Here is a 13,893-nt window from a genome sequence, read left to right on the forward strand (position 1 = left end):
TGTTGATTTGTGAAGTTTAATGTCGCAGCCGACTTTTACTATCATACTCTCTTTTTCAAGAGTTGTCAACTGTTTTTTTGAACTTTTTTCAAGTCTTTACTTGACTTGTTTAATTCAGTGTCACAACCGACCTTTATTATGATACACGGTTTTAATAATAAAGTCAACACCTTTTTCAAAAAAATATTCAACTTTTCCTAAAGAAGTAAATAATTGGATGTTTAAAGTACATTCTTGCAATGCTATATGCTTTGTAATCACTAATCTAGGTATCTCAATTATAATACATAAATCTCTATTATCTATTTATTATAAGCAGCTACTAAACTACCTAATGCAATTGAATATAGTTTTGCTTCATGATCATCTGCACGAGATACTAATACTATAGGAGCCTTAGCACCCATTACTACACCTGCAGATTTTCCGCCTGCGAAATAAGTAATACTCTTTCCTATTCCATTTCCCATTTCAATATTTGGGACTAATAAAATATCCGCATCACCTGCCACTTCAGATTTATATCCCTTTATCTCTGCGGAAGATGAAGATACTGCTAAATCTAATGCCATAGGTCCATCCACTACTGTTCCATCTGAAAATCTACCTTCTTTGTATCTATTCTTTAACTCATTAGCATCTACTGTTGCTATCATCTTAGGGTCTAACTTTTCTTTAGCAGCTAAGCAAGCTACTTTAACTTTATCTTTTCCCAATGCTTTTGCTACTGTTACTGCATTTTCTATAATCTTTACTTTATCTTCTAATGTTGGTTGTAAATTCATTCCACCATCAGTTAAATAAATTAGCTTTGAATAACTAGGTATATCATATAACATTACATGAGAGAGCAAGGAATCTGTCCTAAGTCCCCATTCTTTATTTAAAACTGCCTTTAATAATATGGAAGTATCGACTAAACCTTTCATTATAAAATTAGCTTTCCCACTTGATACCATTTTAACCCCTATTTCTGCTGCCATAGTTAAATCTTTTTCATCTATTATTGTATAGTTATCTATATCAAATCCTTTTCCTTTAGCAATTTCAATCGTTCTTTCTTTATTACCAATTAATATCGGTTCAGCTATTCCAAGATTTTTACTTTCAAAAACAGCTTCTAGAACTTCTTCATCATGACAAGCTACTACTGCAAGTTTCATAGGTTCTTGGTGTTTTAATTTTAATAATTCTTCTAGCCTTTTAATTTTCATCATTATCCCTCCATATTAATATTATTTACCCATAAGCTTTTCTAAAGCTTCTTTATGTGCATTCATATTTATATCATTAGGGTTTAATATTACTGCATTTTGCATATCATTATAGGCATCTTCTAATTGTCCTATTTGTAAATAACATAACCCTCTATTAAATACAATCTTATAGTCATCTGGTATGTTTTCGATGCCTTCTGTAAATACATTTATTGCACTACTCATATCCCCTATAGTAAACAAACATATTCCTAATTCATTGTAAAGATCAGAATCTGATTTATAAAGTTCTAATGCTTCCTCAAAATAATTAATTGCATTTTCAAAATCTGAAAGTCCCTTATAACATGCACCTATTAAATACTTAAGCTCCCACCAACTATCAAGCTTAGATAACAACTTTAGAAATACATCAAGTGCTTTATCAAAATATTCACGTGATAAATATGTTAATCCTGTTTCCAAAGCTACATCATTTTCAATAAGCTCTATCTCCCCTCTTATCTCTTGAAGTCTTGTCTGATCTCTATCTAATGTTAAATGCTTTGTCCAAGTAATCTTTGCTTTTAAATACTGCTCAGAAAACTTATAATGATATCCTAATTTATAATATGCCAATGGATATTTATCATCTATATCTAAAATAGTTTCTAGTTCCTCTGTAGATCTATCGAAAAACTCCATTCCCTTTTCATTTTGTTCTTTCTTAAAATATTCCTTCGCTATTTCTTCTAAGGCAATAGCATAGTTAAATATACCATTAACATTTTTAGGATTAATATATTTTAATGCTCTAAAATAAATGGCTCCATTATCATAGTCATTCTTATCCATACTCCTAATTCCTTTATAAAAAACATAGTCATCGGCTTTTTTATTATAGGACATTAATATATTCTTATAATCATCCATATGAACAAACAAAGGGTCTATGCCCATTAAATAAATAATTCCATCTATTACATTTGATAATTTCATTTCTTCTTCCATATTGCCATCTACAATCTCATTAACTAAAACATCTGTTAATATAGGAAGAGGAATTTCCTTATCTGTTGGATACCCCTTAATATTAGTCCTTGCTCCTTCTTTCAATTCAATAAATGTTACTTTACTGGTTTTCTTCTTAAAATACTCATTGATAAAGTCCATAATTCACCTTCTATTCTTAAAACTTATTCATAAACATTCTTTTTCTTCTAGTGCTAGTACTTAACAGTTTAAACAAATATCCTCTATAAATCATTATAAACGAAAACAATCCTTGTCCTAACAAGTATTTTATAATACTAGATATATCTAATCCGAAACTTAAGGATATATGAGTTGCAAATAAATTTGTGACAATACTGCCTGTAAGATAATAAATAACCCCATAAAATATTATATTTGGCAATAACCAATTTAGCCAATTTTCTTTAATAAAATCAATAGAATACATAATACTATCCATAGGTTCTAAAACTTTTAAATATAAGGTTTCAGGCAAGGCATTAAGGATAAAAAATACAGATACTGTTATTATCATATTTAAAAGATAAGCATCTAGGCCTAACATCCCACGAATAGCAGATAATAAATAGCCACCTATCCAAGCAAAAAAGAATATGGTATAAACCTTTCTAAGAAAGTATTTAAACCCATCTTTAAAGTCTTGAAATGTCATCCTATTATAATTGATTATATTATATAACAAATACAAATAGTTTGAAATCAAACTAGCACTAACTATGGCCAAAATAATCCCTGCAAAAATAGATAATATACCTGTAAACAATTTGAGAACTACAGTAAATATAAGAGTGTTTAAAACTATATATACTATACCTGTAAAAATTATAGCCCAATTATCCTTTAGACTCCTTAATGTTTTTTTCAAAGTTTCCTTGTTTATCATCAAAAAATCCTTTATTATATCCAAATTAAACCAACTCCTTTGTTATATGGCTTATATTATAGGCATTACACCTATTTATAACTCCGTTTTGATATACAAATAATATGTCTATTTTATATTTATTATCTATTAGACTATAACCATTTTCTATAACTTTAAAAACATCAATTCCAAAACTTTCAATAACAATATCTTGAATTATTCTTTTCGTTGGTAATCCTTTATATTCACCTAGATAATTTTCAATTACCTTCTCATCCTTTAATATTTCGTGAATATCTCGTTGTTGAATATTTCCTTCAAAGTTTAAAATACCCTTTGGAGCTTTAGAACCTTTATTATTCTTTATAAAATCGAATTTCAATAGTTCATTAAAAATCAAACCATCTCCGAACTCCTTATATTTATAAAATTCCATAAATATCTCATATAATTTATTTCTACTATTAGATACCCTATGATAGTCTTTCAACTCCCAATAATATGAAAATTCTTCATAAAAATCAAATGGATTAGTATAATAGTTGTTAATTATATATTCTAATGAATGTTCAAAATATCCTTCATTATAATACCTTTCTACTAAATCCTCTATTGTCTTTAATTTTATTATCTCACTATATTTTATAAAGTCATTTTCTAATACTTCATAAGGCGGCATATCTAAATATTTAAATCCATATTTAACCTCATCTATTCTCAGTTCTGAACCCTTAAGTAATTTTAAAAATCCTAGTTGTATTTTTTCAGGTTTTATTTCATATACATCATTGAAGGATTTTTTAAAAGAATCATAACCTTCATATGGAAGTCCTGCAATTAGATCTAAATGTTGGTGAATATTTTCATATGATTTTATTTTTTTAGTGATATCCCTTAATTTTTCAAAATCAGTAGTCCTTCCAATTGCTTCTATTGTGTCTAAATTCGTTGATTGCACCCCTATTTCAAATTGAAATAGTCCTTCTTTAACTCCAGATAGAAAATCTAACATCTCTTTATCCAGCAGATGAGCTGTAACTTCAAAGTGAAAATTTATATCCTTTGGATTCTTATCTATAATAAAATTCATGATTTCCATAGCATATTTTTTATTAGCATTAAAGGTTCTATCTACAAATTTTACCTGCCTTACTTGTCCATCAATTAAGTTTCCTAATTCTTCTTTGACTCTATCTATACCAAAATATCTTACTCCTTTAATCGTTGATGATAGACAAAACTTACATCCAAATGGGCATCCCCTTGAGGATTCAAAATACACTATTTTATTTTTAAACTCATCTCCTACATTTTTATAAGGAGATGGAATAATATTTAAGTCCTCAATCAATGGTCTAGGTGGATTTTTAATTACTATATTTCCTTGGGAATAAATTAATCCTTGTATATTAGTATAATCTTCATTATCTATTATGCTCTTTATAAACTCTCTAAAAGTTTCTTCTCCCTCTCCATAAATAATAAAATCAATAAATTTATTTTCAGCTAAAACCTTTTCTCCATCGAAAGAAACCTCTGGTCCTCCTAAAATTATCTTTAATTTTGGATTAACCATTTTTAAAATTTTACATATATTCAATGTTTCTTTTAAATTCCAAATATAAGTTGAGAATCCAATAATATCAGGCTCCAATTTATATAAATCTGAAGCTATAAAATCTATATTTTGATTTATTGTATATTCCTTTATATCAACATCAATTAAATCCTTAACGCATCCCTGCAGATACCTAACAGCTAAACAAGAATGAATGAATTTGGAATTCAATGTACTTAATATTATTTTCATTATTCTACCTTCCTTGCAAATATATTAAATACATTATATCATTAGTTTTTAGTCTTATACAGAGAATTTACTAAAAGATAAGAATAGTAATTGAATTTATGACAAATTTCTTATAGAATATATTGTATAATATGACAAGAAAGGAGATAATCCATGAGAGAGTTTGATAAGATTTCTATTCAAGAAATGTCTAAAGATGATATGCTCTTAATTATCGAAGCCCTAGAATATACAGGCAGTAACACCAAAATAAATGATTTTCTAAGTCTAAAGGATAGTATTCTCGAAGAATTAAGTTCTTTGGCAGAAGTTGACGAAAAAGATTTTTTAGAATATCTAAAAAAATAGACCCCTTAGGGTCTTCTAAATAAATACATACCAGTTTTAGTTTGAATTAAAGAAGTTAAGGTGTTATCCTTTACTTCTTTTTTTATTACTTTAGCTTCTCTAAGTAAGGAATGAAAGAATACTTCTCCCTCATTGAAACTAAAAACATCTGGTAAAATATATTCTTTTATCTTTAACTTATCAGGATCTATTCTAGATTTTCTTAATTCTACAATATATTTGCCAAGATTAGTACAGAATTTAGGAATATTGTATTCCTTATTTGTATCATATAAAAAATTATATAATATTTTTCCTATAAAGGTCTCTGGTTCTTCTTTATCTAAAACTTTTATAATATCCTCTAAATTTGGATATCTACCATCTTGTGCATCATTTAAAGCATTTAATAGGTGAATTTTTTCCCTTTCAAAGTCAACTTTAAAATTACCATCATATTTTTCAACTTCTACTCTATAATATTTTCTATATTTGTTGATATAATTAACCTGAGAGAATCCAATAATATTTTCTTTTAACCTTTCTATTATATTCCCTTTAAATGAATTTGAAACTATTTCATATAATAAATAAGCTATAGATACTGTTTCAAATAAAGATTTCAAATTCCCAGTTGTAAATAATATATTTTTTATTACTTCTTCCTCTATTACCTCATATCTTTGATTTGCCAAAATTAAAGGTATTATTCTGCCTATTATAGAATCATCTTTTTCTTCCCAATATATACTTGAGTTTACCCTTCCTTGCGAATTTAGCAAGGAAGAGTTATCTCCAACTTTATAGCATAACCATAATTTAAATTCCTCTAAAAACCTAATATAATCAACTCTCACTGCTTCTTCGTTTAGCATTGGAATTAAAGACTTTATATTTATTATGGCTAATTGAGATATATAGCTATAGCTTTTATTTCTATTAAAATCCTCTTCAAATAAATCTAATATTAATCTTTCAATACCTATTTCACCCATGGATATCTACATTCTTTCTGGTGCTTCCATGCCCAATAAGCCTAATCCTGTTTTTAATACAGTTCCAACTGTAAATGATAACATTAGCCTTGCTTTTTTAACTTCTATATCATCTACTATTATAGGGCAAGAATTATAGAATTTATTATATGCTTTTGCTATTTCAACTATATGTCTAGTGATGAAATACGGTTCATTCTTTTCCATAGCATCTACTACTACTTTAGGGAAATCGTATATAAGTCTTACTATATTTATTTCCTCTTCCTTATTGAGAATACTATAGTCTGCCTTATCTTCTATATTAAACTCTCCTCTTTCAAGTAAGGAATTTATTCTTGCATGAGTATATTGAACATAAGGACCTGTTTCACCTTCAAAGCTCAATGTTCTATCCCAAGAGAAAACATAATCTTTAATTCTTTGATTAAATAATTCTTGGAATATTACAGCCCCTATTCCAACTTGTTTTGCTACTTCTTCTTTGTTTTCTAGTTTTGGATTTCTTTCATTTATTATATTTAAAGTATTCCTAACTGCAGTATTTAATACGTCTTCTAAAAATACAACTCTGCCTTTTCTAGTAGATAAAGTACCATCTTCTAGACTAACCATACCAAATGGTATATGAACACAATCCTTTGCCCAATCATATCCCATAAGCTCTATTACTTTAAACCAAGCTTTAAAGTGTAGGTTTTGCTGTGAAGCCACTACATAGATATTTTTATAGAAATCATAAGTTTCCTTTCTATAAAAAGCTGCTGCAATATCTCTTGTAGTATATAAGGTTGAGCCATCACTCTTCATAATAAGCGCAGGAGGCATTCCATATTCCTCTAAATCTACTAAATATGCTCCTTCTGATTCTTTCATCAGCCCTTTTTCCTTTAATTCTTCAATTACTGCTGGCATTTTATCGGAATAGAATGATTCTCCTGCATAGGAATCAAACTTAATATTTAGCATATCATATACTTTATTAAATTCCTTTAAGGATATTTCCCTAATCCATTCCCATAATTTATAAGCTTCTTCATTTCCATTTTCTAATTCTTTAAACCAATATCTAGCTTCATCTCTTAACTCTTCATGTTCTTCTGCCTCGGCATTAAACCTAACATATAATTTTAATAATTCATTTATAGGGTCAGCTTCTATTACTTCTTTATCTCCCCATTTCTTATATGCAGAAATAAGCATACCAAATTGTGTTCCATAGTCACCTAAGTGATTGATAGCAACTGTATCAAATCCTAAGAAAGTATATATTTTATATAAAGCATTTCCTATAACTGTTGTTCTAATATGTCCAATATGAAAAGGTTTTGCAATATTAGGTGATGAGAACTCTACTATAACTGTTTTCCCATTCCCCATATCAGAAGAACCATATTTAGGTCCTTTTTCTTTTACTTCATTTAAAGTAACTTCTGTAAGTTTATTTTTATTTATAAAGAAATTTATATATGGACCTTTATTCTCTATTTTTTCAAAATAATCATTTTGTCCAAACTTGCTCACTAATTCTTCTGCTATTACAGGTGGTGCCTTTCTAAAAGTTTTAGCTAATCTAAATACCGGAAAAGCATAATCACCCATATCATATGATGGCGGTACTTCTATTAAAGAAGATATTTCTTCTTCTGTAAATGAGTCTACCTCCGATTTAATCAACTTAATAACTTCTTCTCTAAAGTTAAACATTGTTTCATCCTCCTTAAATAATTCTCGCAGTCTCGAAACTCAATCTATTTACTCGCTTTGCTCGTATAGATTTGGTTCTCGTTGCGTTTGACCTACATCAACTCACAACCTCTATCTACTCCGTAGGGTATAATTCAGTGGTGTCCGTTAGGACCTGTCGTTCGCTGTGTTAGGTCATTTCCCGCAGTTTCGCAACTCAAATTTGTTCACTCCCTAACGGTCGTGCAAATTTGGTGCTCATTGCGTTTGACCTACATCAGCTCACTGTCGTTCGCTGTGTTAGGTCATAAAAAAGCTCTCATCTCTAATATAAGAGACGAGAGCTATCCCGTGATACCACTCTTGTTGGCAAATGCCCACTCGAAATTTTAACGCTACTAGCGTAATATCCTACTAAGTTCAGATATATTCTCCTAAGTTCTCTTCAAATATTTCCTATATACTGGCTCCCACCGTCCCAGCTCGCTTTAACATGGTTAAATATTCTACTCTCTTAATCTACGAATTATATATAATTATTACTTTATAATATACAATATTATCTATATAAATACAAGGATTATTATTTCCACCCATTATTAATATATGGTTTTAATATTAGTTTTCTCCACTTATCTCCAAAAATACTACCTTTTTCTTATTTAAAATTAGTATATTGCTTAAAAATAAAAGTGTGCCTCCTATTGTTGTTATAAAATAAGCTGGTATTCTATTTAATAAAAATCCAGATAACATTAATCCTAATGGTAATATAATTTTAGCAGCACTCATAACTATACTTAAAACACGACCCCTATATTCATCAGGTATTAATCTTTGTAATATATACATAATTGGTATATCTATAAAGGAAATAGTAACTCCAAAGATTATCATTATTCCACAATAATATAAAGTATATATAGTATTAGTAAATAATAAATTTTTAAACAATATTGGAACTCCTAATAAATTTATACATATACCTAATCCTAAGCTGGCAAATGTTAAAATTTTTTTATAAGGAGTTTTTTGCATAATTCTTTTAATCAGCAATGCACCAATTATCATTCCCACTGGAAATGCACTCTGAATTATTCCTAAACTCTTAGAATCTAACACCAATACATTATTAATTATATATGGTAAAGGTATTGTGATTGATAAGCCCATAAAAAAATTCAAACTAATAAACACACTTAAAATCCCTATTATATCTTTTCTCTCTATAATATATTTCAATCCGTTTTTCATATCTTCTGCAAAACTAATGCTATTTTCTTGCTTATTATTCCCATTATAATTATATTTAAAATCTATAAACATTTCAGATATTCCTGAAAATATATAGGATATTCCATTGAATAAAATAAAATATCTAATATCTATGAAAGCAAATATTATTCCTCCAACCATCGGTCCTAGTATGGATGACATTGAATCTATAATCTTACTAGCAGAATTAATATTCATCAACATATTTTCTGATACAATATTAGGAATAGCTGATTCCATAGATATACCAAATATAGTGGTGAAGATCGAAGTAATAAATGTACTTATATATATCATTTGTACTCCTAGACCATATATGCCGCTAACTATATATAATAATATAAGAAATATTCCATTTACTATATCCATAGCAACGACTATCTTCTTTTTATCAAATTTATCAGCTATAACCCCTGCAAAAGGATTTATAATTACTATTGGTATTATACTAACTATAATGCTCAAAGCAAAGTTCATCCCTGATCCTGTAATCTTTAATACATGAAGTCCTGTGGCAAATGAATAAATAGATGCACCAAAAATAGATACGAATTTTCCCAATGAAAATAATATAAAATTTAATCTCTGTCTTTTATCTTTCATATTGATTCCTCCTATCTTAACTACATTCTAAATAGTAGTCCTTAGCCGATGTCAATATAATTTCTAAGTCTTTTTGTTTGCACAAATAACTAAAGATAGGGTTAACCCTATCTTTTTCCATAATATAAATAAGAATATACCTCTTCTCCTTTTACAAAATAATCTTCATATTTTCCACCCTTATTAATAGGCTGTGATATATTATCATAAATAATTTTATAATTTAATTTTTCTATTTCTTTCTTTACATAGTTTATATTAAAGTTCTTTCTATATTTACTATCTATTCTACTATTTGCATTGAAGTTTTTAAACATTATATATGTCCCTATTAGCCAAGCAGATTCTTTAATATAATTATCAATTTTATTTAACAAAAACTGTTCATTTTCAAACCCATAATTACTACTTCCTGAAAAATCTACGAGAACATCAATAGATTTATTTTCTATGGGAACTTCAGTAAAATCAGAACATATAAATATTATATTCTTATTACAATTTATAAAATCTAGTATTCCCTTCAAAAATTTATGTCTTCCTAAATCATTATCAACAGCTATATAAGTGGAACCCTCTGGTAATTCATCATAGATATGCCTTAAAAAGAAACCCATTCCAGAACCTAATTCCAATATTGTTTTATTTTTAAAATTATTATAATCTATTTTTTTATGTATTAATTCTAAACCTTTGTATACATTATCTAAATATTGTATATCCGTTGAACTTATATATTCTCCTATATAATTATTATCAAAAATCAACCTATGTTCTATATGTTTACTGTTACTTATTAATATTCCATCATCAATTTTATATTCTACTCCACAATTACATATTAACTCTCCATTAATTATTTGGTTATTATCTATATCCCCTTTGGAAATCATCAAATCCCTGTTACATCTTGGACATTTAAATATACTTAAATTTTTAAGATTTATACCTATTTTATTTTTTATTTCTTTATTATAGCTCTGTAATTTATCTATTTTTTTCCTGAGATTATTTCTCATTTCTTTGAGATTTTCTATTTCTTTTCCTATAATCTCATATTTACTTTCAAAAAATGTTTTGTAATACTGATTTTGTTCATATGGAGTAAGATTTCCTAATCTTCTAAACATAAATATAGATTTAATTTCATTTAATGTGAATCCCATATTCTTTAAATCTAAAATATCTTGTAAGTCTATTTCACATCTATTGTCAAAATCGTATTGACCACCATGCATCTCAGGTATAATCAATCCCAAATCCATATAATGTCTAACAGTATCAATAGTAAGATTGCTATTCTCAGCAAATTTCCCTATTCTCATCAAATCACCACCTAATATTATTAATATCATAAGATAAATATTTACACCCTTCAATTTTTATTATAGAAAAGATACTTGTTTTACTATAAACAAGTATCTTTTCTATAATCTTAAATACATCATTTATTTAATTTCTACTACTGTAACACCATCTCCGCCTTCTCCATAAACACCTAATCTCGATGATTTCACATGCCTATGACTTCTTAAATATCCTTTTATGCCATCTCTGAGCACTCCAGTACCTTTACCATGAATTATATTAATTTGCTTTAGTCCTGCAATATATGCATCATCTAAATATTTGTCTAATTCTAAAAATGCCTCGTCTAAATTTTTTCCTCTTAAATCAATCTCACTCTTTATATCCTTAGACTTAGAACCCATGATTTTCTTAGTACTAACATGAATTTTCTCCTCTTCATCTGAGGTAGTTCGTTTTAGTGTAGATATATGAGAAGTTATTTTCATTATACCTACTTGAATCTTTACATTACCGTTGTCATCAGGTTCTTCTAATACAGTTCCCTTTTGATTAAATGTAAGTACTTCTACAGTTTCTCCAACCTTTAGATTCTTTGGAGGTTTATTAGACTTTACATTTAATATACTTCGAGATACTTCTCCCTCTGCCTTATTTAATTTATCTTTTAATCTATCTTGTGCCTCTTGAAGTTTTTTATTTCTATCCTTCTCTATTTCACTAGAAATTTCTCTTATTTCTCCTACTAGAGAATCTGCATCTTCCTTAGCTAACCTTAATATATTTCTTGCATCTTCCTTAGCTTTATTTATTATTTTATCTCGCATTTCCTTGGTTTTGTCTTTTTCTGTTTCTAAATCTTCTTTTAACTTTTCTACTTCTAATCTATATCTTTCTGCTTCTTGCCTATTTGCCTCTGTAGCTAATCTATCTTTTTCCATAGCCTGTAATACATCTTCAAACTCTACATTTTCCTTAGAAATAAGATTTCTTGCATAGCCAATGATATAATCTTCTAATCCAAGTCTTTTAGATATTTCAAATGCATTGGATTTTCCAGGAACTCCAATTAATAGCCTATATGTAGGACTTAATGTCTCTACATCAAACTCTACTGAGGCATTCTTTACTCCTTCTGTAGTCAATGCATATAGTTTCAATTGACTGTAATGGGTTGTAGCAATAGTTCTAACGTTTAACTTTAATAAATGGTCAAGGATTGACATAGCAAGTGCTGCTCCCTCTGTTGGGTCTGTTCCCGCCCCAAGCTCATCAAATAAAATTAAACTATTATATTCCACATTAGATAATATATCTACTATATTTACCATATGAGATGAGAAAGTAGAAAGAGACTGTTCTATACTTTGCTCATCACCTATGTCTGAAAAAACTTGATTAAATACAGCTATTTCAGAATTGAAATCTGCTGGTATATGAAGTCCTGATTGAGCCATTAAAGTAAGTAATCCTACAGTCTTTAATGTAACAGTTTTACCACCAGTATTTGGTCCTGTTATTATTAAAGAATTAAAATCCTTACCTAAATATACATCTATTGGTACTATTTTATCTACCTTGAGCAATGGATGACGGCCTTTTTTAATATTGATATAACCTCTCCCATTTAATATAGGTCTTGTTCCCTTCATACTAAGAGCGAGTTTCCCTTTAGCAAAAATAAAGTCCAATTCTTGAAGTATATTTTGATTATTGGCAATACCCTCGGCTTCCTCTGCAACTAAATTGGAAAGTTCCCTCAAAATTCTTTCTATCTCTTCTCTTTCTTTTAATTCTAACTCTCTTAACTCATTATTTAACTGTACTACTGCCATAGGCTCTATAAACAATGTTGCCCCACTTCCACTCATATCATGGACTAATCCAGGCACATTTCCTCTATTCTCTGATTTAACCGGTATTACATATCTTCCTTCTCTAATAGTTACAATACTATCTTGAAGATATTTTTTATTGTTTTGGGAATTTATTATGGAATTTAACTTATCCTTCACACTTTCATTTTTGCTTATTATCTGTCTTCTAATACTTCTAAGCGTAGAACTGGCATTATCTGAGATTTCATTTTCTGATATTATGGCATTATTTATTTCATCTTCAATAGATTTAAAAGCCCTAAGTCCTTCAACTAAACCTTCAATTATAGGATAATCCGATACTTTATCTTCTTTTGTTTCTTTTATATAGTTTTTTAATCCCCTGGATACTCTTAAAGAATCTGATATTTTAAGGAGTCCAGAAGGACTAAGAACTCCTCCTATTTCTGCTCTTTTAACTTCTGGTGTAATACTGTGTATTCCATATAAAGGCGGTGCTCCTCTTTTGATTAATAATGTAGTCGATTCCTCTGTTTCCCTTTGGAGATACTCTATATCTTCTATATTTGTCAGTGGTTTTATATCTTTTACTTTCTCTTTTCCTAAGCTAGATTCAGCTTTTTCGAGAAGTAAGTCTATTATTTTATCGTATTCTAATGTTTTTAAGGTCTTTAAATTCATTTCAATAATCATTCCTTCTCATAAATTACCTTATAGTAATGCAATTATAACATATTTATATATAATAAAAAAGGATACTATTTATGTAAAATTTTATTGTATAATATATAATATATTTTTAGTTATATAATTATAATATGATTAATTAACTAAATTAAGAATTTTCATATTTAATCATTCAAATAACTATCTCAATATACCAAAGTAATAACTTGTTAGTTATTCATAATAAAAAAGAGAATGGTGATTATCAAATTTCCATTCTCCACTAATG

The 13,893-nt window shown here is 28.1% G+C and carries 10 protein-coding genes and 1 other annotated feature; of the genes, 1 reads left to right on the top strand and 9 read right to left on the bottom strand.

The window, feature by feature from the left end:
- Positions 1-302 precede the first annotated feature (302 nt).
- From ABWP20_RS00005 to ABWP20_RS00020, 4 genes are read right to left on the bottom strand one after another with little or no spacing between them, the layout of a single operon-like run.
- Positions 303-1,214, bottom strand: a complete 912-nt coding sequence (locus ABWP20_RS00005; protein WP_353092487.1) for a bifunctional enoyl-CoA hydratase/phosphate acetyltransferase — start codon at positions 1,212-1,214, stop codon at positions 303-305.
- Positions 1,215-1,235: 21 nt separating this feature from the next.
- Entirely contained in the window at positions 1,236-2,369 is a 1,134-nt protein-coding gene (locus tag ABWP20_RS00010) for a tetratricopeptide repeat protein (RefSeq protein WP_353092488.1), read from the bottom strand.
- A 16-nt stretch (positions 2,370-2,385) separates the two neighbouring features.
- Positions 2,386-3,138, bottom strand: coding sequence for a hypothetical protein (locus tag ABWP20_RS00015; protein ID WP_353092490.1), 753 nt, complete (start codon positions 3,136-3,138; stop codon positions 2,386-2,388).
- A 1-nt stretch (position 3,139) separates the two neighbouring features.
- Complete coding sequence (locus tag ABWP20_RS00020) at positions 3,140-4,906, bottom strand: B12-binding domain-containing radical SAM protein (protein WP_353092491.1); 1,767 nt, start codon at positions 4,904-4,906, stop codon at positions 3,140-3,142.
- A 153-nt stretch (positions 4,907-5,059) separates the two neighbouring features.
- On the opposite strand from ABWP20_RS00020, the gene ABWP20_RS00025 reads away from it, so the two are divergent.
- On the top strand, positions 5,060-5,254 hold the full coding sequence (locus ABWP20_RS00025) for a hypothetical protein (protein ID WP_072977613.1): 195 nt from the start codon (positions 5,060-5,062) through the stop codon (positions 5,252-5,254).
- A gap of 5 nt (positions 5,255-5,259) precedes the next feature.
- On the opposite strand, the gene ABWP20_RS00030 is transcribed toward ABWP20_RS00025, so the two are convergent.
- From ABWP20_RS00030 to ABWP20_RS00050, 5 genes are all read right to left on the bottom strand, one after another.
- Positions 5,260-6,228: a hypothetical protein gene (locus ABWP20_RS00030; RefSeq protein ID WP_353092494.1), complete on the bottom strand. Its 969-nt coding sequence runs from the start codon at positions 6,226-6,228 to the stop codon at positions 5,260-5,262.
- Between the two features lie 6 nt (positions 6,229-6,234).
- A complete protein-coding gene (gene argS / locus ABWP20_RS00035) occupies positions 6,235-7,935 on the bottom strand; it encodes an arginine--tRNA ligase (protein WP_353092496.1) in 1,701 nt (566 codons plus the stop codon).
- Between the two features lie 309 nt (positions 7,936-8,244).
- Positions 8,245-8,445 (bottom strand) — a binding site (T-box leader).
- Positions 8,446-8,532: 87 nt separating this feature from the next.
- Complete coding sequence (locus ABWP20_RS00040; protein ID WP_353092498.1) at positions 8,533-9,792, bottom strand: MFS transporter; 1,260 nt, start codon at positions 9,790-9,792, stop codon at positions 8,533-8,535.
- A gap of 107 nt (positions 9,793-9,899) precedes the next feature.
- Positions 9,900-11,117 carry a MerR family transcriptional regulator gene (locus ABWP20_RS00045; RefSeq protein WP_353092500.1) on the bottom strand — a complete coding sequence of 406 codons (1,218 nt, stop codon included), beginning with the start codon at positions 11,115-11,117 and terminating at the stop codon, positions 9,900-9,902.
- A 123-nt stretch (positions 11,118-11,240) separates the two neighbouring features.
- Positions 11,241-13,619 carry an endonuclease MutS2 gene (locus tag ABWP20_RS00050; protein ID WP_353092923.1) on the bottom strand — a complete coding sequence of 793 codons (2,379 nt, stop codon included), beginning with the start codon at positions 13,617-13,619 and terminating at the stop codon, positions 11,241-11,243.
- Positions 13,620-13,893 lie beyond the last annotated feature (274 nt).

The sequence above is a fragment of the Tissierella praeacuta genome, from assembly GCF_040396155.1.
Taxonomy (GTDB): Bacteria; Bacillota; Clostridia; order Tissierellales; family Tissierellaceae; genus Tissierella; species Tissierella praeacuta_A.

What these genes read in the sequence shown, in the direction of transcription:
- ABWP20_RS00005 (WP_353092487.1), bottom strand. Translation starts at nt 1,214, where the DNA reads ATGAAAATTAAAAGGCTAGAAGAATTATTAAAATTAAAACACCAAGAA.
- ABWP20_RS00010 (WP_353092488.1), bottom strand. Translation starts at nt 2,369, where the DNA reads ATGGACTTTATCAATGAGTATTTTAAGAAGAAAACCAGTAAAGTAACA.
- ABWP20_RS00020 (WP_353092491.1), bottom strand. Translation starts at nt 4,906, where the DNA reads ATGAAAATAATATTAAGTACATTGAATTCCAAATTCATTCATTCTTGT.
- ABWP20_RS00025 (WP_072977613.1), top strand. Translation starts at nt 5,060, where the DNA reads ATGAGAGAGTTTGATAAGATTTCTATTCAAGAAATGTCTAAAGATGAT.
- ABWP20_RS00030 (WP_353092494.1), bottom strand. Translation starts at nt 6,228, where the DNA reads ATGGGTGAAATAGGTATTGAAAGATTAATATTAGATTTATTTGAAGAG.
- argS (WP_353092496.1), bottom strand. Translation starts at nt 7,935, where the DNA reads ATGTTTAACTTTAGAGAAGAAGTTATTAAGTTGATTAAATCGGAGGTA.
- ABWP20_RS00040 (WP_353092498.1), bottom strand. Translation starts at nt 9,792, where the DNA reads ATGAAAGATAAAAGACAGAGATTAAATTTTATATTATTTTCATTGGGA.
- ABWP20_RS00045 (WP_353092500.1), bottom strand. Translation starts at nt 11,117, where the DNA reads ATGAGAATAGGGAAATTTGCTGAGAATAGCAATCTTACTATTGATACT.
- ABWP20_RS00050 (WP_353092923.1), bottom strand. Translation starts at nt 13,619, where the DNA reads ATGAATTTAAAGACCTTAAAAACATTAGAATACGATAAAATAATAGAC.